At 65.4% G+C, this 25,847-nt stretch carries 22 protein-coding genes and 1 tRNA gene; 10 read left to right on the plus strand and 13 right to left on the minus strand.

Annotated features, from left to right (window positions below):
* Positions 1-45: 45 nt before the first annotated feature.
* Together LRG07_RS02115 and LRG07_RS02120 are read right to left on the minus strand one after the other, a co-directional pair.
* Positions 46-1,020 (minus strand): polysaccharide deacetylase family protein, encoded by a 975-nt coding sequence (locus tag LRG07_RS02115; protein WP_201241996.1) that lies wholly within the window; start codon positions 1,018-1,020, stop codon positions 46-48.
* A gap of 37 nt (positions 1,021-1,057) precedes the next feature.
* Positions 1,058-2,854, minus strand: coding sequence for an ABC transporter ATP-binding protein (locus LRG07_RS02120; protein ID WP_201241995.1), 1,797 nt, complete (start codon positions 2,852-2,854; stop codon positions 1,058-1,060).
* Between the two features lie 262 nt (positions 2,855-3,116).
* Here LRG07_RS02120 and LRG07_RS02125 point away from each other — a divergent pair, with 262 nt between their 5' ends.
* Genes LRG07_RS02125 through LRG07_RS02135 form a run of 3 tightly spaced genes read left to right on the plus strand, consistent with a single transcriptional unit; the run spans position 3,117 to position 7,258 of the window.
* A complete protein-coding gene (locus LRG07_RS02125; protein WP_238632943.1) occupies positions 3,117-4,442 on the plus strand; it encodes a putative O-glycosylation ligase, exosortase A system-associated in 1,326 nt (441 codons plus the stop codon).
* 3 nt (positions 4,443-4,445) lie between these two features.
* Positions 4,446-6,026: an acyl-CoA ligase (AMP-forming), exosortase A system-associated gene (locus tag LRG07_RS02130; protein WP_201241993.1), complete on the plus strand. Its 1,581-nt coding sequence runs from the start codon at positions 4,446-4,448 to the stop codon at positions 6,024-6,026.
* On the plus strand, positions 6,023-7,258 hold the full coding sequence (locus LRG07_RS02135) for a pyridoxal-dependent decarboxylase, exosortase A system-associated (protein ID WP_238632941.1): 1,236 nt from the start codon (positions 6,023-6,025) through the stop codon (positions 7,256-7,258). The genes LRG07_RS02130 and LRG07_RS02135 overlap by 4 nt, the downstream gene beginning before the upstream one ends.
* A gap of 1 nt (position 7,259) precedes the next feature.
* Here the strand turns inward: LRG07_RS02135 and LRG07_RS02140 are convergent, their stop codons facing one another.
* Complete coding sequence (locus LRG07_RS02140) at positions 7,260-8,222, minus strand: glycosyltransferase (RefSeq protein WP_201241992.1); 963 nt, start codon at positions 8,220-8,222, stop codon at positions 7,260-7,262.
* A 172-nt stretch (positions 8,223-8,394) separates the two neighbouring features.
* Here LRG07_RS02140 and LRG07_RS14010 point away from each other — a divergent pair, with 172 nt between their 5' ends.
* The 4 genes from LRG07_RS14010 to LRG07_RS02160 all read left to right on the plus strand — a co-directional run bounded on the left by LRG07_RS14010 (position 8,395) and on the right by LRG07_RS02160 (position 12,439).
* Positions 8,395-9,489, plus strand: coding sequence for a GNAT family N-acetyltransferase (locus LRG07_RS14010; RefSeq protein WP_238641667.1), 1,095 nt, complete (start codon positions 8,395-8,397; stop codon positions 9,487-9,489).
* Positions 9,486-10,154 (plus strand): hypothetical protein, encoded by a 669-nt coding sequence (locus LRG07_RS02150; protein ID WP_201241990.1) that lies wholly within the window; start codon positions 9,486-9,488, stop codon positions 10,152-10,154. Before LRG07_RS14010 ends, LRG07_RS02150 begins: the two co-directional genes overlap by 4 nt.
* A 10-nt stretch (positions 10,155-10,164) precedes the next feature.
* The gene (locus LRG07_RS02155; protein ID WP_238641668.1) at positions 10,165-11,406 is read left to right on the plus strand and encodes an aminotransferase class V-fold PLP-dependent enzyme; all 1,242 of its coding nucleotides are present in this window, start codon (positions 10,165-10,167) and stop codon (positions 11,404-11,406) included.
* Between the two features lie 88 nt (positions 11,407-11,494).
* Positions 11,495-12,439, plus strand: coding sequence for a GNAT family N-acetyltransferase (locus tag LRG07_RS02160; RefSeq protein WP_238641669.1), 945 nt, complete (start codon positions 11,495-11,497; stop codon positions 12,437-12,439).
* Here LRG07_RS02160 and LRG07_RS02165 read toward each other — a convergent pair.
* The 4 genes from LRG07_RS02165 to LRG07_RS02180 all read right to left on the minus strand — a co-directional run bounded on the left by LRG07_RS02165 (position 12,404) and on the right by LRG07_RS02180 (position 15,548).
* Positions 12,404-13,438, minus strand: a complete 1,035-nt coding sequence (locus tag LRG07_RS02165) for an ATP-grasp domain-containing protein (RefSeq protein WP_238632935.1) — start codon at positions 13,436-13,438, stop codon at positions 12,404-12,406. The two genes, LRG07_RS02160 and LRG07_RS02165, sit on opposite strands and share 36 nt — an antisense overlap.
* Before the next feature lie 179 nt (positions 13,439-13,617).
* The gene (locus tag LRG07_RS02170) at positions 13,618-14,484 is read right to left on the minus strand and encodes a hydrolase 1, exosortase A system-associated (protein ID WP_201242222.1); all 867 of its coding nucleotides are present in this window, start codon (positions 14,482-14,484) and stop codon (positions 13,618-13,620) included.
* 10 nt (positions 14,485-14,494) lie between these two features.
* Positions 14,495-15,286, minus strand: a complete 792-nt coding sequence (locus tag LRG07_RS02175) for a hydrolase 2, exosortase A system-associated (RefSeq protein ID WP_238641677.1) — start codon at positions 15,284-15,286, stop codon at positions 14,495-14,497.
* A 7-nt stretch (positions 15,287-15,293) separates the two neighbouring features.
* Positions 15,294-15,548 carry a phosphopantetheine-binding protein gene (locus tag LRG07_RS02180; protein ID WP_201242228.1) on the minus strand — a complete coding sequence of 85 codons (255 nt, stop codon included), beginning with the start codon at positions 15,546-15,548 and terminating at the stop codon, positions 15,294-15,296.
* Between the two features lie 929 nt (positions 15,549-16,477).
* Here LRG07_RS02180 and LRG07_RS02185 point away from each other — a divergent pair.
* Positions 16,478-17,587 carry a glycosyltransferase gene (locus LRG07_RS02185; RefSeq protein WP_238633021.1) on the plus strand — a complete coding sequence of 370 codons (1,110 nt, stop codon included), beginning with the start codon at positions 16,478-16,480 and terminating at the stop codon, positions 17,585-17,587.
* Here LRG07_RS02185 and LRG07_RS02190 read toward each other — a convergent pair.
* Genes LRG07_RS02190 through LRG07_RS02200 form a run of 3 tightly spaced genes read right to left on the minus strand, consistent with a single transcriptional unit; the run spans position 17,516 to position 20,946 of the window.
* Positions 17,516-18,472 carry a Stealth CR1 domain-containing protein gene (locus tag LRG07_RS02190; protein WP_238641670.1) on the minus strand — a complete coding sequence of 319 codons (957 nt, stop codon included), beginning with the start codon at positions 18,470-18,472 and terminating at the stop codon, positions 17,516-17,518. The genes LRG07_RS02185 and LRG07_RS02190 overlap by 72 nt on opposite strands.
* Positions 18,469-20,007 carry a hypothetical protein gene (locus LRG07_RS02195; protein ID WP_238641671.1) on the minus strand — a complete coding sequence of 513 codons (1,539 nt, stop codon included), beginning with the start codon at positions 20,005-20,007 and terminating at the stop codon, positions 18,469-18,471. Before LRG07_RS02195 ends, LRG07_RS02190 begins: the two co-directional genes overlap by 4 nt.
* Positions 20,008-20,025: 18 nt before the next feature.
* Complete coding sequence (locus LRG07_RS02200; protein ID WP_201242218.1) at positions 20,026-20,946, minus strand: hypothetical protein; 921 nt, start codon at positions 20,944-20,946, stop codon at positions 20,026-20,028.
* A 219-nt stretch (positions 20,947-21,165) separates the two neighbouring features.
* On the opposite strand from LRG07_RS02200, the gene LRG07_RS02205 reads away from it, so the two are divergent.
* On the plus strand, positions 21,166-22,017 hold the full coding sequence (locus LRG07_RS02205) for a hypothetical protein (protein WP_201242217.1): 852 nt from the start codon (positions 21,166-21,168) through the stop codon (positions 22,015-22,017).
* 56 nt (positions 22,018-22,073) lie between these two features.
* On the opposite strand, the gene LRG07_RS02210 is transcribed toward LRG07_RS02205, so the two are convergent.
* Both LRG07_RS02210 and LRG07_RS02215 read right to left on the minus strand, forming a co-directional pair.
* Entirely contained in the window at positions 22,074-22,274 is a 201-nt protein-coding gene (locus LRG07_RS02210; protein WP_201242216.1) for a hypothetical protein, read from the minus strand.
* 91 nt (positions 22,275-22,365) lie between these two features.
* A tRNA-Met gene (locus LRG07_RS02215) sits at positions 22,366-22,442 on the minus strand.
* Positions 22,443-22,600: 158 nt separating this feature from the next.
* Here LRG07_RS02215 and LRG07_RS02220 point away from each other — a divergent pair.
* The gene (locus tag LRG07_RS02220; protein ID WP_238641672.1) at positions 22,601-24,652 is read left to right on the plus strand and encodes an HAD hydrolase-like protein; all 2,052 of its coding nucleotides are present in this window, start codon (positions 22,601-22,603) and stop codon (positions 24,650-24,652) included.
* Between the two features lie 16 nt (positions 24,653-24,668).
* On the opposite strand, the gene LRG07_RS02225 is transcribed toward LRG07_RS02220, so the two are convergent.
* Entirely contained in the window at positions 24,669-25,649 is a 981-nt protein-coding gene (locus LRG07_RS02225) for a glycosyltransferase family 2 protein (protein ID WP_238641673.1), read from the minus strand.
* Between the last annotated feature and the right edge of the window lie 198 nt (positions 25,650-25,847).

A 25,847-nucleotide genomic window follows, 5' to 3' on the forward strand; every position in this document is an offset into this window, starting at 1 on the left:
CTCCCCGCCCGGCGCCCTACAACGCCCGGAGAACGCGCCTTGCGGTCAGGGAACGTACAGTCGCGTGAGATTGTGCACCAAACGGCCGGCGAATGCTGCCGGGTGCCGCGACCAAGGGGTGAAACGGGCCAGCTGATAGGGGTCCGTGCGCCGACCCGAGACCCCCGCGACCATCGAGACCGCCGCCTCGAAGCCACAGGCCCGGACCATAGCCACATGGTGGGGCCCATAGTCCCGGCCTGGATGACCGTTGGGATAGGCGAACAGGCGTACGGGGCAGCCCAGGATCGATTCCAGTTCCTCCCGCCCCTGACCGATCTCCGCCCTAGCCCGGGTACGACTCACCCGGCTCAGGATCGGATGGTTACGGGTATGTCCACCAACCTCCATCCCTGCGCCCACCAGCGCCCGCAGCTGATCCCGTCCCATCATGGGACTGGCCACCGACACTCCGCTCAGCCCTTTTACGAGGGCCTCGACCCGCTCATTGCGCTCATCGTCGTCGAGGTGCTTGACGGCCTGGATCACTTCCCCGATTAACCGAAGACGATCTGCATCCCCCTCAAGGAGAACCCGTTGCCCAAGATCCGCGGCCGAGAGATCCAAAGGCCCTACCGGAACCCCCCTGAAGGCTTCGATGAGCCGGTCGTTGAACATCACGCCGCCGTCCAGATACCCCACGGCAATGAAGAAAGTGGCAGGCAGCTCCAGTTCGCGCAGGATTGGCAACGCCACTTCGCAGTTATCCGCATAGCCGTCGTCGAAGGTGATACACAGCGCTCGTGGCGGCAACCGATCCGCACGCAGCCGACGCACCGCCTCGGCCAGGGGCAGCACCTGGAACAGAGTCGAGACCAGCTCCATCTGACTCCGGAAAGCAGCCACCTCCGGGTCGTACGGGCGCAACGGGTCCGCTGAGGGAAGCACGCGATGATAGACGAGGATCGACAAGCGACCGCGCCATCCGCCTGGGGCAAGCAGACTCGCCATCGGGCGCAGGGCCCCGATCAATCCCGGCATTCGAACCGGCGGGCGGGCGGGCGGACGTGCCGGTGCACTACCCCACACCGGCGAGTCTCCGGAACCGTTCCCCTTCCCGACTTAGGGCCTCCCAGGTACCCGCTTCCACCACGCGGCCACGCTCAAGTACGAAAATGCACTCGCACGACTTAACCGTTGAGAGTCGGTGAGCTACCAAGATGATCGTCTTGCGATGGGCGAGGTTATGGACGGCTTCCATAACGGCCCGTTCAGTGGCGTTATCCAGAGCGCTGGTGGCCTCATCGAAAACCAGCACCGGCGGGTCCCGATAGAGGGCACGGGCAATACCGATCCGCTGTCGCTGCCCCCCGGACAGACGCATGCCACGCTCACCGACCCGGGTGGCATAGCCGTCAGCCAGTTCAGTCATGACGAATTCGTGCAGATTCGCCAGGCGCGATGCCCGCTCGACCGCCTCCGGATCAATGGCCTCCGGGGCCACGCCCAGGGCGATGTTCCCCGCCACAGTGTCGTCGGCCAGAAAGATGTGCTGCGGGACATAGCCCACGGCAGCTTGCCAGCAGCGGTGATTCCCGGGGGTCACGGGCACCCCGTCGACGGTGAGCTGACCGGTCTGCGGCTCGAGCAGACCGAGCAAAAGATCGATCACTGTGCTCTTGCCCGCCCCGGACGGCCCAACCAGACCGACGGTCGCGTTAGCCGGAACCTCTAGGTTCAGGTCCTCGACCGCCGGCCGGTTTGCGCCGGGATAACGGTACGTCACCCCCACCAGCCTGACTGCACTGCCCGGGACGAGGGGGTGCAACTCGTCCCCGGATCGAAGGAGCGGCACCGTGTCGGGGCGCTCACCCAGCTCGGCAAGCAAACGTTCAACGGCCGGCATGGTAAAGCGGATCCGACTGACCCCGTGGAAGATCGTCTGGAACGCCGGCACCAGGCGCTTGGCAGCCAGAGCATAAACACCGATAACCGGTAGCGCATACGCAAGCCCCTCACCGCCCAGCAGGTAGAGCACCAGCAGGATCACGCCACCGAAAGCAATGGCCTCGATGGCGTAAAGTGGAAGATCGGCAGCCACGCTGGCGTTGGCCTGGTGCCGGGCATAGTCCCGGGCGGCATCGCGATAGCGCTCGAGGTAGACAGGCTCGCGCGCGAGCAGACGAATTTCCTTGGCACCAGCGAACGCCTCCCCCACAGCCAGGAAGCGAAGCCGGTTGGCCTCCAGACGGGCGTCTCCGATACGCCTTAGCCAGGCCCGGACACCCATGTAAATGCCACTGTAGATACCGGCGAACGCGGCGGCTACGATCATGGCCAGCCACGGATCGATAACCAGCAATAGCAGCACCATGGCCACCACGAGCACCAACTGGCTGGCAACCCGCAGCGCCGGCAGAACCGCCCCTTCCACCACCTGCCGGGTCTCTTCGAGCACGGACTTCGAGAGCTCGGTCGAATTACGCCCGAGAAAAAACGCGTAGGGACGACACAGGAAATCGCCCAGCAAACGCTGCGAAAGCGCGTACTGGAGGCTGTGCGAGAAGTGCGTCGTCCCCCACACGGTCGCCGCCTGCAGCGCGTTGCCGACCATGATCAGCAGGAACGAAACGCCACCAAGGAAAACCAGGAACACTTGGGGGTCTGCAAACCCCAACCCGTCATAAGCCCGCCCGAGCCACTCGTTGCGATCAATGACCGATGGATCCCCGAGCACCGACAGGAACGGCATCACCGACGCCACACTGACTGCCTGAACCAAGGAGTTGACCACCACCGCACCGAATAGCGCCGCGGCCAGCCAGCGTTCACGGCGTGTGGTCAGAGAGAGCAGACACCGCTGGATCGAGTGCATACAAAGGCTTTCCTCTTCAGCCTGCGGCCTCACGAGGGGGCACAGCGGCGATGAGCCTGCGCAGCGCTCCCATGACTGGGAAGCTTAGTCGAGAGATAGACCACCGCAGCGGGATTCCTGTCCTATCTTTACTCAAGGCGCATCCGTGCCGACCCGGCCCGGGGCAGGGCAGCCGCGCCCGAGTGCCGGCCGGCATCGAGGAGCGACCGTCATTCCGCTACGCGATCTGATTTTCGGCGCCATTCTCGCCGGCCTGATCCCAGTGATTCTGGTCAGGCCCTGGACCGGTGTACTGGGTTGGTACTGGGTGGGTCTCATGAACCCGCACCGCATCAGCTGGGGGCCGCTGGCCGATGCGCCCCTGGCCATGCTGGTCGGCAGCGTGACCCTCGTGGCCATGCTCTACGCCCGAGAGCGACGCCTCCCCCCGGCTACGCCGGAGATGGTGCTCCTGCTGCTGTTCATCGGGCACTTCACGATCGTGACCTTCCTCTTCTCCTGGTTGCCGGACGACGCCTACATGCTGTGGGACATCCGCATCAAGATCATGCTCATGACCCTGGTGGCCATCATCTTGGTCACCGGCCGCGAGCGGACCACAGCGCTCATGGCCGTTCTGGCTTTGTCGGTCGGCTACTACGGAATCAAGGGCGGGCTGTTCGCCCTGCGCACCGGTTTCTCGGACATGGTGCTCGGGCCAGCCGGGACCTTCATCGGCGGCAATACCGACATCGGCCTAGCCCTGGCCATGATCCTGCCCTTGCTGCTTATCCTCGCCCGCCAGGTCTACCAGGGCCGGTTTGCCCTGCCCATCCGGGTCCCCGGCTGGGAGCGACTTCGGCGCCCCATCGGGCTGGCGCTCTACGCCGGCTTTTGGCTAACTGCTGCGGCGGTCGTGGGCACCCACTCGCGGGGCGCCTGGGTGGCTCTGGCGGTGGTCGCCCCTCTGCTCTTTCTTGGCATGCGCTTCAAGCTGACCATGGTCGCCTTGGCGGTCTTCGGTGTAGGCGTCGTCGGCGTCACGGTACCCGATCGAATGGCTGCTCAATGGGAGCGGCTTGTCCACTACGAAGAAGACGCCTCGGCACAGGGGCGCATCGAAGCCTGGAACGTTGCTTGGAACATCGCCAAGGAGGCGCCACTGACCGGCTCCGGATTCGGCACCCAGCGCCTGCCCGATGCCCTCTGGCTCAGTTACTACAGCGGTGACAACCCCGATGTCCAACGCCGGGCCGTACACAGCATCTATTTCCAGACCCTCGGCAACTTGGGATTCGTCGGTTTGGCTTTGTTCCTGGGTATTCTCGGGTTCACCCTCTGGAGCCTGACCCGGATCTTCCTTGAGGCGCGCAGGGCAACGCATACGCTTTGGATTGCCGAGTGGGCCTGGGCCATCGGACTCGGCATTGTTGCTTACGCCGTGGCCGGGGCATTCCTGAGCCTGGCTTATTTCGACCTCTACTTCGCCTTCGTCGCCGCGGCCATCATTCTGCGCCGCGAGCTGCGTGACGACCGCAGCTCCGCAACCATGCCGGTGCCCGCTGCAGCGCCGTCATCCCTACCTACCACCGAGCGACTCGGAGCCTGACCCATGCCCCGCCTGCTCCACGATCTGCTCCTGCACACCGCGACTCTGAATCCACAGGCCGTGGCGCTGCGCCAGGGCGCGCAGCGCTGGACCTACGCCGAGCTGGCCACAGCGGTGGAGTACGCTGCACGCGGGCTCAACGCGCTGGGTCTGGGACGGGACGAGCGGGTGGCAATTTTCCTCGAAAAGCGGCCCGAGTCGGTAGTCGCGCTGTTCGCAGCGAGCGCAGCCGGAGGCATCGCGGTCCCGATCAACCCCCAGCTCCGTCCAGCCCAGGTTCGACATGTCGTCAAGGACTCCGGGGCGAGCGTGCTGGTCACCTCAGGCGTTCGCTACCAGGAGTTCAAGGACGCGCTGCAAGCCTGCACGCACCTTCGCCATGCGCTTCTTACCGAGCCGCGCAGCGATCAAACCGAACCATCACTGCCCGCGATCCGCCCCTGGGGAGACTGGCCCACCGGTGGCTGCTGCCCGCAAAGGATCGAAACGGACCTGGCTGCGCTGCTTTATACCTCTGGCAGCACCGGCCGCCCCAAGGGCGTGGTGCTCAACCATCGCAACCTAGTGACCGGTGCCGAGAGTGTCAGCGAATACCTGGAGAACACCGCCGAGGACCGCATCCTCTGTGTACTGCCGCTGAGCTTCGACTACGGCTTGAGCCAGTTGACTACCGCCCTGGCCGTCGGTGCCGAAGCGGTGCTGCTCAATCACCTGCTGGCCCGGGATGTCGTCTGCGCAGTGGCACGCCACGGCATTACCGGTCTAGCCGCTGTGCCTCCGTTATGGGTCGAGCTGGCGCAGCTGGACTGGCCCGCCGAAGCGGCATCGAACCTGCGCTATTTCACGAACTCCGGCGGGGCGCTGCCGACCTCAGCCCTAGCCAAACTGCGTGCCCGCCTTCCCGGCGCCCGCCCCTTCCTGATGTACGGGCTGACCGAGGCCTTTCGCTCCACCTACCTGCCCCCGGAGGAGATCGATCAACGTCCCGGCTCCATGGGTCGAGCCATCCCCAACGCAGAAATCGGGGTCGTCCGCCCGGACGGCTCCCCGTGCATGCCCCTCGAGCCCGGGGAACTGGTTCACCGCGGCCCACTGGTCAGCCAGGGCTACTGGAACGCCCCGGAGGCGACCGCCGCACGTTTTCGCCCGGCACCCGGACGGCCCGCTCAGGCGCCTCTGGCGGAGCTAGCCGTTTGGTCCGGGGACACCGTATACGCCGACGCCGACGGTTTTCTTTACTTCGTCGGCCGCCGCGACGAGATGATCAAGACCTCCGGTTTCCGCGTCAGCCCGCTGGAAATTGAAGAGGTCCTGGACGGCCTCCCGGGGCTGGGGGAACATGCAGCCTTGGGGATCCCGGACGATCGGCTCGGCGAAGCCATCGCGCTGGTCGGCCAGACGGCGGGAGCCACGCCGGAGCAGATCCTCACGCGTTGCCGCGAACGTCTGCCTGCCTATATGGTGCCGACCCAGATACGCCTACAGACCGCCCCCCTGCCACGCAACGCCAACGGCAAGATCGACCGTGCCGGTCTACGTCAAACACTGAACGCTAACCCACCGGCTGCCGGAGAACGGTCATGACCCCCCATGTCAGCGACCTCGCCTGCATGGAGATCTTCACCGTCGTCAATGACCACCTGTGCGTCGGCGGTACCGACGTGGAGACCCTGGTCACGCAGGCGGGCGGGACACCGGCTTTCATCTACGGCCGGGCCATGGTGGACCAGCGCGTGGACGCGCTGCGAGCCCATCTCCCCGAGGACGTGCATCTCCATTATGCGATCAAAGCCAACCCGTTACCCGGACTGGTCGAGCACCTCGGTCGGCGTGTCGATGGGCTGGATGTTGCATCACTGAGCGAACTGAAACTCGCCCTGTCTACCGGAATCCCCGCACGGGATATCAGCTTCGCAGGGCCGGGGAAACGCGACGCGGAGCTTGCCGCGGCGATTAGCGCCGGGGTGATCCTGAGCGTCGAATCCGAAAATGAATTCAGTCGTATCCTGACTCAGGCCGACACTTTGGGGATCACACCGCAGATCGCCCTGCGGGTGAACCCGGATTTCGAACTTAAGTCGTCCGGTATGCGTATGGGCGGCGGGGCGAGGCCCTTCGGCATCGATGCCGAACAGATGCCGGATCTGCTGCGCGAAGTCGCCGGCTCGGGCGCCCACTTCCAGGGCCTGCAGATCTTCGCCGGATCCCAGAGCCTGCGCGCCGAGGCGCTGATCGCCACCCAGGACGCTATCTTTGACTTGGCTTACCGCCTGGCCGACCAGGCCCCGGGCCCTCTGCGCCTGCTCAACATCGGCGGAGGACTGGGCATCCCCTACTTCCCCGGTGAGCAACCGGTCGATCTGGCGGCCATTTCCGAAAATCTTCACAGACGCATGGCCGTTTGCCGGGAACGTCTGCCGCAGGCCCGGATCATCCTCGAACTGGGTCGGTACCTGGTTGGGGAAGCCGGGGTATACCTGACCCGGATCATTGACCGCAAGAGTTCCCGCGGACAGGTTTTCCTGGTCACCGACGGGGGCATGCACCACCACCTGGCGGCTTCCGGCAATCTCGGCCAAGTCCTGCGCAAGAACTATCCCGTGGCCATTGCCACCCGCATGAGGGAGCCGGAAGCCGAAATCGCATCAGTGGTAGGCCCGCTATGCACGCCGCTGGACATCCTCGCCGACCGGGTCGAGCTCCCCGTAGCTCAGGTCGGCGACCTAGTCGCCGTCTTCCAGTCGGGGGCTTACGGGCTGTCCGCCAGCCCGACCGGGTTCCTCGGCCACCCGCACGCGCGAGAGATCCTCATATAGGTCAAGTCACGCCGGAGCGTGAGGGGCACCACCCTACCAGCCGCGATACCGTGGCAAGCAGCGCATAGCACCATACCCGCCAAGCCATGGGATTGCCTATCAGGGCTCGATAGAAAGATGGAGCTGCCAGGCGCGCATTACCAGCCCAGAAGTGCTGGTAAGCAAAACGGAAATGGAGGGCGGCGCGGCGGCGACGCAGCGCACCCGCCCCCACCGCCCCTCCCTCCGCGTCTGTAGGCCCCCACCGGTCCAGGGCGCGCTCCAGGATCTCCAGTTCGAAATTCCGCGCGCGCGGAGTGCGGGTGGCGTTGCCCGGGTGCTGGCGATACAGGGCCATGACATGGGCAATCCGGCGGATCGGCGTTTCCCGGGAACAGCGCAACCAGTAGTCGTAGTCCTGACCGAGGCGCAGGGTCTCGTCAAAGTACCCGACCCGCTCGAACAGGGAACGGCGCAGCATCACGGTCGAGGTCCAAACCCAAGCCGGGCGCAGGAGTAACCAGGTGTAGAGCCACCCGGACGGGTAATAACGCAGCTCCTGCATTGGCGGGATACACGGCCGCCAACCGGCGGCGGCATCTTCAACCTCCCAGCGCGCACCGCGGGCGCACACGAGCTCGACTGAAAGGTGGTCGGCCAGCACCCGCTGCTGCCACGCCAGCTTACCCGGCAACCAGACGTCGTCCCCGTCCAGGAAGGCAATGCACTCCCCGGCGGCAGCCCGTAAGCCAACGTTGCGGGCTGCGGCGGCCCCGGAACCCGGCTTCGACGTATGCAGCACCCGCACCGGTTCGCCGTACGAGGCCGCGATCGCTGCGGTCTCATCCGTTGAGCCGTCGTCAACGACCAGAACCTCCAGACTGTCCTCCTCCTGGCTCAGGACACTGTCGATGGCCTCGGCGATAAAAGGGGAGCAATTACGGGCCGGCATGACCACAGAAACTCGCGGGACGGAGGGTGTCATCAGACAGACCTCGGAGGGTTCCTAAGCAAAAGCGTAGCACCGATCTATATTCAGGTAGGGCCGTTCATCACCCGGGCGGCCGGGGTGAACAGGTCGGGGGAAGGGCTTGAAGGCACTGGCAGCGAAATCTGTGGACACTAGCCCGACGTCCACCGAAGGAGGCTGGGCGGCCGTGGCGGACGACTGGGCCGCGCTGGCCAACCGTTCGGGCTGCTCACCCTTTCTCGACCCTGTTTGGCAACAGGCCCTGGCCGAGACAAGCCCGGTAGAGACCCTGCCGACCTGGCTCACCCTGGAAGGCGGTCAGCCGACGATGGCCATGCTCGGCAAGGGGCCCGGGCGGCGGCGCAGCCTATTCCGGGCCCGAACGCTATGGTTGAACGAAAGCGGCGATCCGCAATTGTGCCAACTGCTGCCTGAGCACAACGCTCCGCTATGCCCAGCGGGCGGTGAGCTTCAGGCCCTGCGACGACTGATTGTCCACTTGCTGGAAGACCGGCGCGACTGGGATGAGTTCTCGCTCGGCTGGATGGACGCCCATCTGGCCGAACGGCTTCCTAGGCACTTGAATGATCTCCCGGTTCGAATGCACGAGGCCGGCCGCACTCCCTACTACTATGTGGATTTGTCGGCTTACACGGACCTGGACGATTACCTGGCTAGCCGGAGCCGCAACACCCGGCAGCAGCTCCGGCGGTCAATGCGTGCCTACGGCGGCCGCGGCGCACTCGAGACCTCCATAGCAAGCTCCCCCGAGCAGCATCGGACCTGGTTCCGGGACTTGTGCCGTCTGCACAAGGCCCAGTGGCATCGACGCGGCCACCCCGGGGCTTTCTCGGCTGCGCGGGTAACCAACTTCCACCGCGTCCTTTTGGAGCGCGCCGCAGGAACTGGCCTAGTGGAGTTCATGCGCATCCAAACCGCTGAGGCAACGGTCGGTTATCTCTATAACCTGCGCAGTGGCAGCGTCGTGTACAACTACCAGAACGGTTTTGCCTACCGGACCGGGAATCGCTACAGGCCTGGCCTGATCTGCCATGCCCTGGCTATCGAGCACGGAATCGCCGCCGGCACGCGCCGCTACGACCTATTGATGGGCGACAGCCAGTACAAGCGCAGCCTGGCCAGCGATTGCGGGGAGATGGTCTGGCTGCTGGTCCAGCGTCCTCGGCTGCGCTTCGCCGCTGAGCGCTTGGGACGCCGGCTGCTCGCACCGTGGCGGTCCGCACGGCGCCCCCCCTCAGTGACCGGACGATCCCACTCATGAGCCTGTCAAGAACCATCACCCGGCCACGCTCGCGCCTGATTCGCGTGATTCGCCAGGGCATCCGGCATTTGCTCCCCTGGCGTCTCGCCCGGCCTCTGCTGGAGATCGCCGACCTGGGCCCGGGCGGCCCCCTGCGTTATGCCCGCTGCCGCTTCGCCCGCGAGCGGGTCAGGGACCTGCCCCACTCCCCGCCGCAACACGGGACGATCCTGCTGCTCTGCGACGGCAACATTTTCCGCAGCGCCTTGGCCGAGGCGCTCATGCGCCGTCAACTTGCGGAACCGTGGCAGCGGCGGGTTCTTTCAGCGGGTCTGCGTGCCCGTGACGGCAAGCCCGCCGATCCGCGCGCCCGTTCGTTCGCCAAGGCAATGGGGCTCTCTCTGGAGCAGCATGGGGCACGTCAACTGCGCCCCGAAATGATCGACGACGCCGCATGGATCCTGGCGATGGACGACTACAACCGCGCGCGCCTGCTCGGGCTCTATCCACAGGCCAGGGAGCGACTCTATCTGCTCGGCGCCTTTACCCAGGGTCTGTCACCGGGAAGCCGCTGGCCACGTATCCACGACCCCTATCACTGCACCTCCGGGACCGAGCGCGATGCCGCCCTGCAGGCAGTAGTCGGTGCCGTCGACGGGGTACTGGCCCGCTTGCCGGGCCCGTGAAGAGGCCGTCGTGACGGATCGCATCCCTCGGTACGCTGTCCTCGACAGCAACAGCCTGGCCCGGTGGCCGGGCCCAATGCCGGCCTCGGTGCTCGACCGTCCCGAACTCGTTTTCACCGAACGGGCCCGGCAGGGGATCACCCTGATCCTCCGCGCACTGAACCTGCGCGCCGGTGAGCACATCCTCCTGCCTGCTTACCACTGTACGTCCATGGTAACGCCGGTGCTGCAGGCAGGCGCTCGGGTAAGCTTCTTCCGCGTCCTGGCAGACGGTACCGCGGATCTAGATGACATGTACCGGCGCCTCCAAGCCCGGCCACGCGCTGTCCTAGTCTCGCACTACTTCGGCTTTCCGCAACCAATGGATCAGATTGTCCCGCTTACCAAGCAGGCGGGCACAGTGCTGGTCGAAGATTGCGCTCACGCGCTGTTCGGAAGCATCGAAACGGGTGCGCTGGGCAGTTTCGGGGACTACGCCATAGCAAGCCCATGGAAGTTTCTGCCCGTACGCCTCGGCGGATGTGTAGCCCGGAACAACACCGCGCTCCCGGCGATCCCTAAGCCACCATGGGGCGGAATACGCGGCGAACTCCGAGACCTCCTCAACACGCTGGAGCGAAGCACCGAACACGACCGTCTGGCCAAGTTGCGCCCCCTACTGGCGCCCCTGCACTACCGCAGCCGGCGTCGGTTATACCGGGCCTCCATGGCCGGGCCTGGACGCCCCCCGACTGGACCGGAAGAGCTCTCCGGCGGGGAGACCGCGCCGCTGCGCCTGAGCTATGCAGCCACTTGGATCATTCGGCATACCAATCGCTTCCGGGTCGGGGCGCAACGACGTGCCCATTACCTGCGTCTGGCCCGGGCCTGGTCCGATCTACCGGGGGCGCACGCCCTGTACCCGGACCTTCCGGCGAACACCATCCCGCAGGTCTTTCCCCTCGTGACGGAGAAACCTGCCGAACTGGCCGGGGCCCTGGCCGCCGCCGGCATCCCGGTCATCCGCTTCGGCGGAGAGCGCTGGTCCGGCACCCCGCCACGCACCTGCCGCCACGCCGAGCGGCTCTCGGCCAGCGTTCTGCAGCTCCCCTGCCACCAGTCCCTGCAGAGCCCCGAACTCGAACGGCTTATGCAGACCGTCCGGTCCGCCTTGGGGGCGGCAGCCCGCCCCCGCCCCGATAAAGCCCCCGGCCACGAGGCCCACGACCATGCCCGAAAAGACAAGCTGGCGCGTACAGCGCCAACCCGCTGACGCCCCTTTACCTGCCAGCTGGGATACGCTCAACCGCGCCGCATGCCGGGACCACCCCCTGCTGGCCAGCCCTCTGCTGGAGGCTGCCTTGCGCCACTTCGGTCGCAAGACCGTTCACCTGGCTACGCTGGAAAACGACCGCGGAGACTGTCGGGGACACGCGCTGGTGACCCCGCTGAGCCGTCTACGCTGGGGATTGTTCCACCCGAGCCAGCTACCCCTCGGCCCGATCCTACTCGACCCGGGTCTGGAATCGCCAGCCGAGGCCTTGAACAGCCTGCTCCGAAGCCTCCCCGGCGCGGGGGCACAGCTGGATCTCACCCAGCTTGACCCGTGGTATTTTCCGCTCGGCATGGACAGCCCACAGGCCGAAGTGGTCCCCTACGTGAACACGGTCGGGATCACCGTCCGCGGGAGACGCTACGAGGAGTATCTTGAGCAGCGCCCACGCAAACTCCGCTCCAACCTCCGTCGGTATCAGCGTCGCGTTGCCGAGGCTGGGCTGGTGCTGCACCTGCGGCGTGACGATACCCCTGCTGCCGTGGCCGACGCTGTCAACATCCACGGCCTGCTGGAGAGCGCTGGCTGGAAGGGCCGGCAAGGAACTGCACTCCACCCCGATAACGACCAGGGTCGCTTCTACCGCGACTACCTCTGCGCAGAAGCCGCCCGCGGCCGCGCTTGCGCCTACCGGCTACAAACCCGGGGCCAGACCGTAGCCACCTGGCTGGTGGCTTTCCGAGGGCACCAGGCCATGCTGCTCAAGACGGCGTACGACGAATCCCTGGCGCGTCTGGCCATCGGCCGACTGATGCTGGCAGAGACACTGGAGGATCTGTTCCGACAGGACGGACTGCAGCGGATCGAGTTCTACACCAACGCGAATGCCGACCAGATGGAGTGGGGCACCGACAGCCGCGCCATCCAACACCTGAACTTCTATCGTCACGCCGCACTTCGCCACGCCTGGCAACTCGGGCGTCGCCTGAGACATGGTTTACGAGCGAGGCGAACGGACCAGGCGGCCGCATAACTGATGGACCAGAAGACCGACGGCTTGGCCGGTGTCCTGCAGTGCCGGCCACGGATCGCCCCAGGCCCAAAGCGCGTCGCGGGTGCCATTGACCGAATCCAGCACGGCAACACCCAGGTCACGGGCAAGCCCCCCACCCCCCCGCTCGCCGTCCAGGCTTTCCCGAAGCACAGCCGGCAAACGCTGTAGCTCACCGCCAAGCCAGCGCATCCGCCGCCCGATTGGGTATGTCGCCGGCGGATCCGGTTCCTGCCCATGAAGCCGTTGCCAGGCGTAATAGGGAAAATCCACGCCGCAAGCGATGGGCAGGGCCATCGACCCCCAGCAGCGGCCATTGATCTCCATCAGGACGCTATGGCCAGTCGCCGGATCACGACGGAACTCCACCATCGCCAACCCCTCCCAAGACAGTGCCCGGAGCAGTGCCACAGCGCGTTCCACCAGAACCGGATCCGGTGCCTCGCTCACACTACGAACGGCGACACCACCCCCCGGCGGCAGTTCCTTGAGACGGCGGTGCTGGAAAATCGCCAACGGCCGATCCGCGTCCATCAACACTTCGACCCCCACCCCCTCCCCGGGCACAAAACGCTGCACCAGCCACTCGCACCCCGCCCCCCGATGTGCATCCAGGAAGGCGAACAACGGCTCAGGACCGTCAAAGTAGCGCATCCTTGCTGGGTTCGGCCGCCCCCGGTCGCGCGGCTTCACGAAGACGGGGAAGCGCATCGCCCCACCTTGCCGCCGGAAGTCTTCCGCACTGCCCACGCAGATACTCTCGGGGATCGGCACCCCGAGCGACCGAGCGACCGTCAGGGTGGCGCCCTTATCAAGCACCCGGGCCGCAAGAGCGGCCGAGGGATACATGCGGTGGACCCGGGATGCCAACCGATCCTCGCAACCGCTCAGGGCCGTCAGCTCCCCATCGCCCACCGGGATCACGGTATCGATGCCCCGCTGCTCAATGACCGCCAAAAGGGCCGCCGGGAACGCTTCCAAGGACGATTGCCCCGGGCCGGGCAGCTCGATGTACCCCCGGAGGGAACGGCTGCGAGGCACCCGTGGCGCGCTGAAGAACCCGCCTGCGTATACCGGGATACCCCGAGCTGCGAGGCTGCGGGCGACCGGCACCGTAATACGCGGAAACCCACCCAGGACCAGTGCTGCCGGACCAGCGCTCACGCTGCCCGCTCGCGCGCAGGCAGAGCAGCCACCCAATCCCCGGTCCAGCGTGCAACTTGATCCCGCCAGACGCCACGAGAGAACGTGTGGTTGGCCTCACGAAGCTCGCGTACCTCGACGCGGTCCTGCCGCAGCAGCCCCCGCCAGGCACGGGTGGTGGCAACAACATCCCGGAATTCGGCAGCGGTCAAGTCATTGCCACTGAGGATGAGCAGCACCGGACCGCGGAAGCGCCGCCAGCCATCCGCCATGCGCACGGGCAGGGGCAACTTGGCTGCGTCCAAGCCTTCGGCCGGCTCATGGCGACCGGTTCGGGATCCCGCTACCAACGTGCGCAGCAAACCGGAGAACGCGCGGAGTGGCTTCACGCGACGCTGCCCTAGGTCCTTCCAGAAACCGGGACTGGCCAGACGGCGCAGGTAGTAGTGTCGCAGATACGCCCGTGCCAACCCGGCCTCCGTGCGCACCCATGGGTTCAGCAGCACCAACCCGACAACCCTGGGATCTTGCCAAGCATAGAGCAGACCTGCGGAAGCCGCATCGCACAACCCCCACAGCACCACCTCCTCAAGTTGCGGCACCTGATGCTGAAAGCGGTCAACTGCTATGCGAATGTCAGCCTCAACCGCCTCGAACCCCGGCGACTCGCCCTCGGCATCCCCCATGCCACGGTAATCGAACCGGAATACGGGGACCCCCTGGGCAGCCAACCCACGTGCCAGCAAGACGAATTGCCGGTGACTACCCACCCGGTACTGCGGCCCTCCGACCACCATCAACACACCTCGGCGCCCCTCGGCTCGATGGCAGATACCGAGCAGGGACTGTCCGTGGACCTGAAAGACAACGGCACGCTCATCCACGTTTAAACCCTCACCGTTGTGCCAGCCACTGGCGAGTCGCATGCACAAGTGCCGGCACTTCGGCGATCTCCTGGGTGCTCCAGAACGGCTCTCCGTCGATCACCAAGGTCTCGACAATCGTGCCCTGACCCTGCCACTCCTCTGCCAGGCGCCGAGTGGCCGGGGCGACCCCGCAGGCCGCATCCCCCACTTCCAGCCACAAAACCGATCCGTGGGTACGCAGCAGCCTAGCCCGATCCAGGGCGACGGCGAGGGCCGGCGCCAGGGTATAGCCGGCGACCTCGATCGATTCACCAGAGGCCATCCGGTCGCGAAGCCCGCTTGTCGTCTCAGCGCCACCGTCGAGGCGTTCGACCGCAACCCGCATGCGCAGGAACTGGGTCAAAAAGACATCGCCGCGGAGCACCGGTTGCCAGAGCACCGCAGGGGCATCAACGCCCTGCCGGTGGAACATCTCCGTGAGTAGCAAACAGCCGCTTCGCAATCCCCAGCCGACTGACTCTCCCGGAAAGCGCTGCTTCAGCGCACGCCAACTTTCGGCCAGATCGGCCAGCCAGATCTCCCAGCGGGCATCGGCGAAGTCACCGCCGCTATCACCGCAGCCGTAGTGATCGAGGAGCAGAACCGCCCAGCCGTCGGCTGCCAACGCACGTGCCTGCATCGCCGCCATGCGGCGGGCCTTGTTGAGCTCCTCGGCGAAGGGGTGGCAGTAGAGCACCGCTCCGCGCGGACATCCGGAAGCCGGACGAAACAACAACTCGAAGACGGGACCCGCGCAGCCGGCCCGAAGCCCCGCCTCCAGCCAGGGCTTAGGCGGCCGCAAGCTTGCTATCGATGAAGTCGACAAGACTGCCCACCGTAGTGAAAGTCTCGGCGCTGATCTCGTCATCCTCAATCACCACGCCGAATCGGTCTTCCATCGCTGTCAGTACCGTAACGACCGCCATGGAATCGAGTTCGGCCAGGGCACCGAGCAGGGGCGTCTGGCGATCGAACTCAAGTCCGCGCCCTCCCAAGCTCAGGCTGCTATCCAGGATGCGGTTGACCGTCTCAAGGCTCGACATCATCGCCCCTCTCCCAGGTTTGCCGGCAAACCCGTCGGTTCGCTGCGCCGTCTCAATGGATAGTAGCAGCGGTGACGATGATTGCCGGTGGTTCACCGTCCGCAGCCTTGAAACTCATGCCCCGGGCGAACGAAAACGTTTGCGCTAGAGTTCAAGAAACCATTCGGCCCCTGCAGGCCGCCCATCCCTCAGCGCGGAGCATCCATCAGCGTGGTTTCCCGCCTCCCCCCGAGACTCCGGCGCCTCGCCCATGACCTGCGGCAGCTCGGTCTGGCCACGACCGCGGCCGTGCTGCTCGATGGGATGGCGCGTCGTCTCCGGCTGCCGGTATCGGCAACGCGCTATATCTTGTTCGCACAACCGGTGGCACCAGAACCGCTGCTCCCGGCAGCCCACCTCCACGGGTACACAGTCCGCCCCCTCCAGCCCGGTGATCCGGCCTTCGAGTACAGTGGGCGCCCGGAGGCCGAGATTCTCGCCCGGGCCCGGGCCGGCGCAATCTGTCTGGGCGCCTTCCGTGACGGTCTGCCGTGCGGCTTTATCTGGTACTCCCTCGGTCCCTATGCGGAAAACGTCCATCGCTGCACGCTGACCCCTTCCCCCAGCGGTTGTACGGCACTCGATCTCGATATCGTGATCCCGCCGCGCTTCCGGGGATCGCGGGCCTTCGCCGCGGTCTGGAGCGCAGCCCACGAGCGCTTGAGGCAACAGGGTGTCACCTGGACAGTCGGCCGTGTTGCCGCCACCAACCTCGTCTCGTTAAGGGCCCACGAACGGCTGGGCGCACGGCCGATCGGCAGCATGGCGATCCTATCCTTACCGAGCATGGAAGTGCTGATCGGTGGCCCAAGCCCGGGCCTCCATGTCACCCGCGCGGGCCGGCCTTCACCAGTCTGCGTCCTGGCAGCTCCGCAGATGTCTGCTTGATCATGAGAATCCTCTTTGTTTCGACCCTCAGCCACATCCCCCAACGCGCAAGCGGGGCGAATAGCTGTATCGATGAAATGGCACACGCCCTACAGGAACGCGGTCATGAGACGGCGGTGCTATGCGCCCTTAAGCCCCGGGGACCGCTGTTCTGGCGCACGCGCATTCAAGCTGCTCTGGCGGGGGAAAAACCGTTTATCGAAGACCACCGTCTCGGCTATGCCACCTATCGCGGTTACGATCCCATAAACGGTATCCCGGAAGCCATCGAGCGCTTCCAGCCCGAAGTCGCCGTCGCCGAGGTTGGTCAGACGAGCCGGACAGCAAGGGCCCTGATCGAGGCTGGTCTCCCCTGCGTTGCCTATCTGCACGACACCACGCAGGACACATTCGCCATTGATCCGTTCATCCACCCTCGCCTGCTATACATCTCCAACTCTCTTTTTACCCAGTCGTTTTTCCGGGAACGCAACAACCTTCTCAGCGAAGTGATTCGGCCCCTGGTTCACCCGGAGCGCTACCGTGTCCATTCCACCCGTGAGGTCGTCTTGCACCTGAACCCTTCCCCCAGGAAGGGAATCGACATCACCCTCAAACTGGCACAACAACGCCCGAAAGTCCCGTTCTGGATCGTCGACACCTGGGGGCTAGACAGGCGACAACGTGCCGACTTCCGCGCCCGCACCCGGCGGCTCAGCAACGTGCGAACCTTCGCCACCACCCGCGATCCCCGACCGCTTTACCGCAGATCCCGACTCATTTGCGCCCCGAGCCAGTGGATCGAGACTTGGGGACGAATGGCGACAGAAGCCCATCTCAGCGGCATCCCGGTCCTGGCCAGTCTTTCGGGCGGTCTGCCCGAATCCGTGGGCCCGGGTGGGCTGCTCCTGCCCCCGGATGCGCCGATCGAGCACTGGCTGACCGCCCTCGATCAACTCTGGTCAGACCCAACCGCCTACGCGCAGATCGCCGCGCGATCGCTCGCTTATGCCGAGCGCGCCGAGATCCAACCGAAACACATTGTCGAGCGATTCCTCGAATCACTGAACCGCGTCCAGGCGACTCCGGCTCAGGGCATCGGCGAGCAGTCGCTCCACCCGCAGCCGGGATAAGCGCGTCATCTGATCCGCCTCCTGGACACAGAGGCAACGGATTCCCGCATTGCAACGTACCCGCTCCAAAACGCCCAGGACAGCGTCGTCGCCATCGAACCGACCGTGGACATAGCCCCAGTCGTCCCGCCCCCAGACGGCTGCTCCCCGCATGAACGCGGCATTAGCTACCAGATTGGGTATGGTCATCTGCTCGTGACTGCGGAACCGATACGCGATCTGGTGTCTCAGAGACGACTCCTGCGCAAAACAATCGGCGAGAACATCCCGGAAGAACGGATACGGAGAGTGGGCACACTGGAACGTGATCTTGCGCCCGAGAAACTCCCGTTCGCGCCCCGGCTTGAGGTAAGACGCCTCACGCTCCACCCCGCCCGCGCCCAGCAGCGCACTCACCCAGTTCTCGAGGCGAAACCCGTAGTGGAACCGCCCGCGCCAGCGTGCTCCGGCCGCCGTGAAGAAGGCCTCTCGCGGCGTGGGACGCAGGACAAAGATATCGTCGTTGAAGTAGAGGAAGGCCGGGGCGAGGCCGGGTATCCGGTGCAGGACCGCCTCGATAGACTTCGAATTGAAGACCGGCAGCACGTCCTCGAACCCGCGGAAGATCGTACTGTGATCCACGACGGCTAGGCCGAGCCCCTGGGCCACCTTGTCACTGAGCCATTCCGGACGCTGCCCGTCCGTGACCAAGTGGATACGATCAATCCAGTCCATATGCCTGCGGATCAGGTGCACGCAATAGTAAAGCTCGAAGGAGGTGCGAAACCGGGATTCGTCCAGACCGGCGGGCATCCGGCCAGGCTCAGCCAACTTGGCGTAAGCGGCCCGTTTATGAGCGTGACCCGGATCGTCCCCATCCACCCAGGTAATAACAGCGTCGATCATCCTGCCCGACCATCGCCCAAAGCCGGACAGCCCCCACCCGATCCTGCGGATGGAACACGCCTGGCACCGATCTCTGGACCTGCCAGCTCCAGCTCGCGGAACGCCTGCACGATGCACTGCATCGCCGGCTGCCACCAGAGATATCTAGGTTGCACCGTCCACCGACCCCACAGGGCTCTGAGATATCCCCCGCGGCTCAACTGCGGGGCCCCCCGAGCCAGCATGGCACCCTCAGCCAGCCGCGCGCCGTAGAGCCGACGCCGGCTGCGCCGATTGAGATCCCGGGCTGTGACGCCGTATGCCCCATAGGGGACGCCGCGGTGCGCCGGATAGGCCCGGGCGATAACCCGATCGTGCAACCCAACTTCGTCCTCGGCCCTGCCCTCCGGTCTCCCAAGGCCCAGCTCAAGGATCGCCGGATCCAGAAACGGCAACCCGACCCTGGAGCCAACCGGCCGCAGGGCAACCGGGATGAGCGCAATCTCCCGGCGGGTGCGGTTCCAGAAACGAAACGAGCGTGCCGGGCAGACAGCGTCCACGTGCCGGGCCAGCTCTTCGCGGATTGCTGCCCGAGCCTGCGCCGCGGACCAGCGCTCCGCCCAGGGCCCCTGCAGCACCTGCCCCCAGTCCCCACCAGCCGCCAATAACCGATGCGCAGCCGCATCGACATCCCCACGGCGCAGGGCTTCGGCAAGGCTCGCGCTGAACTGCAGCCCGTTGAGAAGCATATCGCCCCCCAGACCGTCGAGATACGCCCCCCGTAGCCGCGCAGCGACCGCCAAGTACCAAGTATGCTCGTCCGACGCAAAGTGCGTCCGTCGATTCTTTTCGGCCTCGAGTGCCCCGTCCAATTCGTGTTCATCCAGGCAGCCAGCCTCCTCCAGGGCAAGGCCGAGGCGCGCGGCCAGACCGGCAGCCACACCGAGCTCATTCTTGAACAGGCGATGGCCGCATACGACACGCTCGACCGGGACTCGCTGACGGTGAAGCTCCAGCAGGATATGCCGCGAGTCGCGCCCCCCGGAAAGGGGCAACGTCGCGACTCGATCGGGGGCCCGGGCAGTGATGGCCTCGGCAAATGCCGCCTGCGCCAACCGCTCGAGACGATCGCCCGCATCGCGGACAACGCAGAAGCGCGGGTACCTCACCGCGCCATCCGCCGCCGGGGGTTGACCCGGTGACCACGACCACCGCTCGCCGGGACCGAGGACATAGACACCCTCGACCACTGTCTGGTTAGCGCAGAAATAACCCAGGCGCAGGAACACCGCGATGCCCGAGTCATTGGGGCGATTGGGGGTGGCACGGTGGCGACAGAGCTCGGCGAGGTTGTCGGCCACGATCACCCCGCCCTCCTGAAAACCGTAAAACACCGGGATCATGCCGAGACGATCCCCCCACACCTGCAGACGCCCCTCGCACCAGGACCACCCCGCTTCGAGCGCCCCCCTCCTGCCGGAATCCTGGTCGACACTCTGCCGGTGACGATCCGCACCGCAGCGCGAGCCGCCCGGCTGGATGGCAAGGTAGGCCATAATCCTGGCAGCCTCCGGTTAATGGATTCGAATCCGGGCCAGCCCCTCCGGACCGCCCCAGACGTGGCCGTGGAAGCTGGCGTAGTCCGGATAGCGCCCCCCTGGATCGCCGCTCAGTTCCCGGCAGAGGGCATAGAGCTTGCGCCGCTCCGTATCCACGCGGGCCAACGCGGCGGCGCGGACTTGTTCAGGCGGTATCCGTCGGCTGAGAATCTCGCGCACGCCGTCGCGAACGGCCTTGGCAGTGGGCTTGACGATTACCGAGTAGCGCGGATCCAGAAAGACATCCCGCCCGCCCAGCGAAGGGGTGGAAACCACCGGCAAACCGGCGTAGAGATACTGCATCATGCCGAGCATCGCACCCTCCTTGCGGGACAGGGCCAGCCCGCAGCGGCTCGCGCTGACTCTTCGACCGATCTCCTCCGGATCACTGATCCAGTCCTCGTTGAACGCCGCCTGACGGATGGCAGGCTCGAAGGCGTGCAGGTCCCACTTCCCGGCGGCATTGCGAACATCCGGCCAGAAGTAGGTAATCACCTGCAGCGATTCGACCAGGCCCGCCAAATGCAGGCGTTTGTAGGGTTTCGCCGCAGCAATGTAGACGGCATCCCACCGCTTGGGCTCATCCCGAATCCGGAAGGCGTGCTCGCAGACGTTCATGTTCTGGCTGATGAATCGCGAGCGCAGACCGCAGAGGCGTGCGATGCGATGCTCCCGCAACGAGTTATTGAGCAGGATGAGGACCATGTTTCGCCGGCGCAGTGCTCGCGCCTCGCGCAAGTAACGCCATACACCGCCGAGGCCGAGATACCACATCGGATGGGCGAGGAGATAGCCGGTATCGGTGCCCCTGTGATCGAGATAGCGCCAGTTGGCGGTACCGATGGAGAGGTAGATGGCCGGATCGGATTGGATCCGGTAGATTGCCTGCGCCTTCATGAGCGGGTGACTGCTCCCTCCGGCCCGTCCGATCCGCACCCTGACAAGCATAGCCGCCCCCGGCGGACTTGCCGTCCGGCTCTGCCCACCCGGCAGTTGGTCGCATCCCGGCCTGATTCGCGGCTCACGCATGGCCACGCCCCGATCGCCGCAATAGTATAAGGCGGGGCCGCCGCCCCATCCCCGACCGACATGACCAGGCAGGAGGAGCAGCCCTACATGCGTCAGCGCTACGATCGCCCCCCGCACCCGGAAGGCCCCTTCAACGCCGACCGCGTGGCCGATAGCGATCCCCCCGAGCAGCAAGAGCTGGGGGCGTTCCAGGAGCGCATGCGGGTGCGGGCCCGGGAGCGCACCCTGCTGTTCCTGGGTGCGCTGGGGGTTGCCGCCGTCCTAGTGCTGGCGACTCGCCACGAGCCCCAGATCGCAGGTTTCATGAACGCCAGCGAAGAGGCAGTGGGAGTGGCGCTGCTGGGGCTGACGATCGGCGCCATCGTCCTCTGGGGATACACCCTGCACCAGCTCATGGACCCGATCTTCGGTGATGTCCTGGGGGCGCGCGGCGACCTGGAGGTGATCGACCCCGATGTACCCGATTATCGCCGGCTGTTGATCGTGGCGGCGCTCATCAACCAGGCGGCCACAGGCTACTTCCGCGCCCTGCGCGAGACCTGCGACCGCGAGGTCCGGCTCGGCGATCTGCGCGCCTTACGCCAGTATCTGCGCCAGCTGAAGAACCCCAATCTGGCCGGCGCCGCTGCACCACCGTCCACCCCCCAGGACGACTGGGAGCGGGGCTACGTGGTCTGGTCGGAACACAGCTACCGGTTCTTCCTCGACGAGCTGGATACCCTGGACTACATCGAGTTCCTCGACGGGGAGCTGGAGGGGGTCTCCCTCTATTTCGGCCGACCGGGGGAAGGGAGCTTTCCCTACAAGATCATCAGCTGCCCGGACTCGGTCCTGGAGGCCTTCGGTAGCCGCAGTGGCCTGGAAGAACGGATCGACGAAGAGCTTGAAGATGTGCTGGAGGTCTTCGGCGGCTGGGGGCAGGACCTGGTGCTCTACTAGGTCCCAGGATTGTTCCTGCGGCGGTCAGCAACAGGGGGCTGACCGCCGCCGAATGATCATCCGAACACCATCGGATACCAGAAGAATCCGACGATCGTGCTGATGCCGACGACCACAAAGGCGTGAAGCAGCACTCGGCGGTAGCCCAGATACATACCGAGCAATAGCCCCAGCGTGGGCAGGAACACGGCGCTCAGATAGGCAACCACCATCAGCCAAGTCGGCACCGCCCCCCGTCTCGCAGCAGTTTCCGCCATTGGTCATGCACTCCCTGAAACGAAAAAAACCCCCGATCGGCGGACACTGCACGTGTGCGCTGAGCGGGGGCTCATCTCGATGATGACTGACTGGTAGCGGGGGCAGGATTTGAACCTGCGACCTTCGGGTTATGAGCCCGACGAGCTACCTGACTGCTCCACCCCGCAACTGGTGACGCGCATTTTATGCACCGAGCCGCCGGGCGTCAATTCACCATGAGTACCGCGGCAAGTCAGGGAGCGCACGCCGCGATACCGGCTAGACTCCTTTCAGGAGTCGCCTGTCCCAGCACCACTGGAGATGGAAGATCAGCGTGCCCCTCCCCATGGAAAACCACAACGTCGGCACCTTCCCCTTCCGGGCGGAGGCCCTGCCCGCTGACATGGAGCAGGCTGCCCGCGGCATCTCGGCACTGTCGCTGGATCTGTTCGACACCTTGCTGTTTCGTGCCTACGGTCCTCCGGGGTCCGGTTATCTGGCTCTGGGGACAAGAGTGTCCGAGGAGGGGCTCATCCCCTGTACGCCGGAGGTGTTCGCTCGCCTGCGTCAAAGTGTCGAACGAGACTGCTGGCAGCGCGAGGACCGTGAGCGCACTTTTACCTTGGAGACCATCTACGCAGCCTTAGGCCGAGAACTCGGCCTGACCGAGGAACAAATCCCCCCGCTAATCGATCAAGAACTCGCGCTGGAGCGCATTGCTCTGCACCCCTTGCGCAGCTCCCACGCTTGGATCCGGCTAGCGCATCTTCGCGGGGTGCAACTGGTTTACACCTCCGACACCTACCTCCCGGAAAGTTTCATTCGCGCCGTACTCGCCGGTCACGGTCTGCTCCCGCAAGGGGCACGCTGTTTCCTCTCCTCGCATTACGGTGCGACCAAGCACAGCGGGCGGCTCTTCGACATGGTCCTGATGGAGCTAGGGCTGCCCGCCCACGCAGTCCTGCACGTCGGGGACAACCCATACAGCGACGTACGGGTTGCCAGGCGCAAGGGCCTACGCACCCTCCACTTTCGAGGGGGCCGATTCAACCGCTACGAATCCTTGCTCGCAGCGCACCACTGGGATTCGAACGGACTCACTTCCGTTCTTGCGGCCACGAGCCGGCGTATCCGCTGCAACCATTCGCCGGACGTACAACCAGGTGCCATCGACGCGGTCACCGGGGTAGCGGCACCGCTGCTGACGGCTTACCTGGTCTGGATTCTGCGCCGTTCAGAGGCTCTGGGCCTGGAACGAGTCTACTTCCTGGCTCGGGACGGAGAGATCCTCGCGCGCATGGCCCAGGCCCTTTATCCGCGCCTGGACACACCCCTGGAAGCTCGCTACCTCTTAGTCAGCCGCCGGTCGACCAATCTCGCTGCCGTCGAGCAGACCGGCGAAGCGGAGCTGGCGTGGATCTTTCGGGATGCGATCGGACGCCCGCTGGGGGATATCCTTGAACTTCTCAACCTTCCTGATACTGAAACAAGGACCGTCGCCGAAACCCTCGCCGATCCGAATATCACCGCGCGCTCGCGGATCGACGAGCGCACGCTGGCGACCGTACGGCAGCTTGCCGAGGACCCCGCCTGGTCCGAGCGGATCCTTGAACAAGCGACCCGACGACGGGCCGCCCTGCTCGCCTACCTGCGCGAGCAAGGGGTGCTCGATGGCCACCGCATCGCCTTTGTCGACCTAGGCGGGGTCGGCAGCCAGCTGCGTGCCCTGGATACACTGTGCAAGCAACACAGCCCGAGCCGGCCCCGTTTCTTCGTCGCCGGCCTGGAAGCGTCCAGCGATCCCGACCACGAATGGCTGGAGCGCGTGGAGTGTTTCCTCTACGATCGCCAGCGTGGAGCAACCCCACCACCCCCGCGGGGACTCAACACGGCGCTGCAGCTCTTCTGTACCGCGACGCACGGATCGGTCTCTGGGTATACCCCCACGGAAAACGGCGTTCAGGTTCACCTTGATCCGCCCTCACCGATCGCGCATCAGTGGGACGTTGCGGGTTTCCAGAACCGCCTTCTGGAATTCGTGGCCACCCTCCCCGCGCAGGGCCCCCACTTCGACCCGCGAGGCTCGGCCCGCAAGGCAGTGCTAGGAGCCGTCACCCTGCTGATGCGAACACCAACCCGCTGCGAGGCCAAGTATTGGGGACAGCTGCCCTTTGAAGATGGCCGCGCCGGTAACGCGGCCACGCAACCATTAGCACGCCGCTACACCCTGGCTGAGGTCGCCTTGCGCTCCATCGACGGCTCTATCCTCAAGTGGCGCTTCCCCAGCCTTGCCTGGACGCACTGGCCGGAAGGATCCCTGCAGTTGAGCTCTGTCGCGGTCCGATGGTGGATGCGCGGCCTGGAGCGGCTACGACGCAGCCTGGCAATGATGCGCTGACCCTGGCGCGGCGAGACTACAACGCCCCGCGCCCCGCCAGTCGCCCCCTCACCAGCCACAGCAGTGAGATCGGCAGGTGGACCAGCAGCCAGGGGTCACGGCGCAGCCATCGCCGTGCCGCCTCGAGCCGTTGCCTCTGGCGCAGCCGGCGCAGCAGTAACATCCCGCAATAAAGCCTGCGCCGAGCAAGCCGCCGACGCACCCATGCCCGCTGCGCCGCAGACAATCCAAACAGGCTGACGATCCGCTTCTCGAGCAGGACACCGCAGAACGCGACCTCCATGGCACGCGGTGCGTCCCAGCCGACGGCACTCGCATAGAGGTTCACCCCCTGCCCGTAGCGAGCCTCGACGTGTGCAGAAACAACGAAGGCATCGCTGCTACGGGCCAGATTTAGCCAGAAGACCCAATCCTCGTGGACACGCAAATCGGCTTCGAAACGCAACTCCGAGTATTTCGACCATCGGAACACCACCGTCGAGGTACCCACGAAGTTGTTGCGCAGGATTCGGTCGAAGACCGCGCCACTGACCTCGTAAACATCCGAACATCCGGGCACGGGCCGGTGCTCCTCAGGACGGAACTGTCGGTACAGGGCGAAGAAATCCCTTCGCCACCCGGCCCGAATCAGATTAGCGCAGTACACATCGTAGCCGCGGCCGAGGCAAGCGACGGCGCGGGCGAGATGATCTTCCGTCCAGACATCATCCGAGTCGAGGAAAGCGACGTAGTCACAATCCGTCAGCACCTCATCCAAGCCCCGATTGCGTGCGGCAGCCACCCCGGCATTCGTTGTCCTTAGCAGCCTGACATTCAGGCCGACCGGGACGCCCCCTTGGGCCAGCACGTCTTCAGCCGCCCAAGGCGAACCGTCATCGACGACGATCACCTGCTTGAGGAAAGGGCCGCGCTGCGCGGCCACCGACTCCAGGGCTCGCACCAGGCATTGGCCATCTTCCTGGAAGTATGGAATGACAACACTAATCGAAACCGCCACCCCGACTCCTCCTCCCTGAAGGGCGCTCCCGCTCCACAATCCACCTAAGAGTGTAGTCGCGGAGCCGGGGTCGGCTGATCGATTGTGGTACCCTCTTCGAGGGTGCTTAGAGGCCGGGATTGACGCCGCGGATGGAGCCCGGTGCGGCAGCGGGCTGCCGCACCGGCCTTCATGCGCTACTCAGACGCTGTAGTACAG

The sequence above is a fragment of the Halorhodospira sp. 9622 genome, from assembly GCF_022228025.1.
In the GTDB taxonomy this organism is placed as follows: Bacteria; Pseudomonadota; Gammaproteobacteria; order Nitrococcales; family Halorhodospiraceae; genus Halorhodospira; species Halorhodospira halophila_A.

Bases quoted from the DNA above. Each gene is read 5' to 3' on its own strand.
- LRG07_RS02180 (WP_201242228.1), bottom strand. From the start codon at position 15,548: ATGTCGAGCCTTGAGACGGTCAACCGCATCCTGGATAGCAGCCTGAGC.
- LRG07_RS02220 (WP_238641672.1), top strand. From the start codon at position 22,601: ATGGAAAACCACAACGTCGGCACCTTCCCCTTCCGGGCGGAGGCCCTG.
- LRG07_RS02115 (WP_201241996.1), bottom strand. From the start codon at position 1,020: ATGCCGGGATTGATCGGGGCCCTGCGCCCGATGGCGAGTCTGCTTGCC.
- LRG07_RS02150 (WP_201241990.1), top strand. From the start codon at position 9,486: ATGAGCCTGTCAAGAACCATCACCCGGCCACGCTCGCGCCTGATTCGC.
- LRG07_RS02190 (WP_238641670.1), bottom strand. From the start codon at position 18,472: ATGATCGACGCTGTTATTACCTGGGTGGATGGGGACGATCCGGGTCAC.
- LRG07_RS02135 (WP_238632941.1), top strand. From the start codon at position 6,023: ATGACCCCCCATGTCAGCGACCTCGCCTGCATGGAGATCTTCACCGTC.
- LRG07_RS02205 (WP_201242217.1), top strand. From the start codon at position 21,166: ATGCGTCAGCGCTACGATCGCCCCCCGCACCCGGAAGGCCCCTTCAAC.
- LRG07_RS02140 (WP_201241992.1), bottom strand. From the start codon at position 8,222: ATGACACCCTCCGTCCCGCGAGTTTCTGTGGTCATGCCGGCCCGTAAT.
- LRG07_RS02130 (WP_201241993.1), top strand. From the start codon at position 4,446: ATGCCCCGCCTGCTCCACGATCTGCTCCTGCACACCGCGACTCTGAAT.
- LRG07_RS02200 (WP_201242218.1), bottom strand. From the start codon at position 20,946: ATGAAGGCGCAGGCAATCTACCGGATCCAATCCGATCCGGCCATCTAC.
- LRG07_RS02210 (WP_201242216.1), bottom strand. From the start codon at position 22,274: ATGGCGGAAACTGCTGCGAGACGGGGGGCGGTGCCGACTTGGCTGATG.
- LRG07_RS02195 (WP_238641671.1), bottom strand. From the start codon at position 20,007: ATGGCCTACCTTGCCATCCAGCCGGGCGGCTCGCGCTGCGGTGCGGAT.
- LRG07_RS02120 (WP_201241995.1), bottom strand. From the start codon at position 2,854: ATGCACTCGATCCAGCGGTGTCTGCTCTCTCTGACCACACGCCGTGAA.
- LRG07_RS02185 (WP_238633021.1), top strand. From the start codon at position 16,478: ATGAGAATCCTCTTTGTTTCGACCCTCAGCCACATCCCCCAACGCGCA.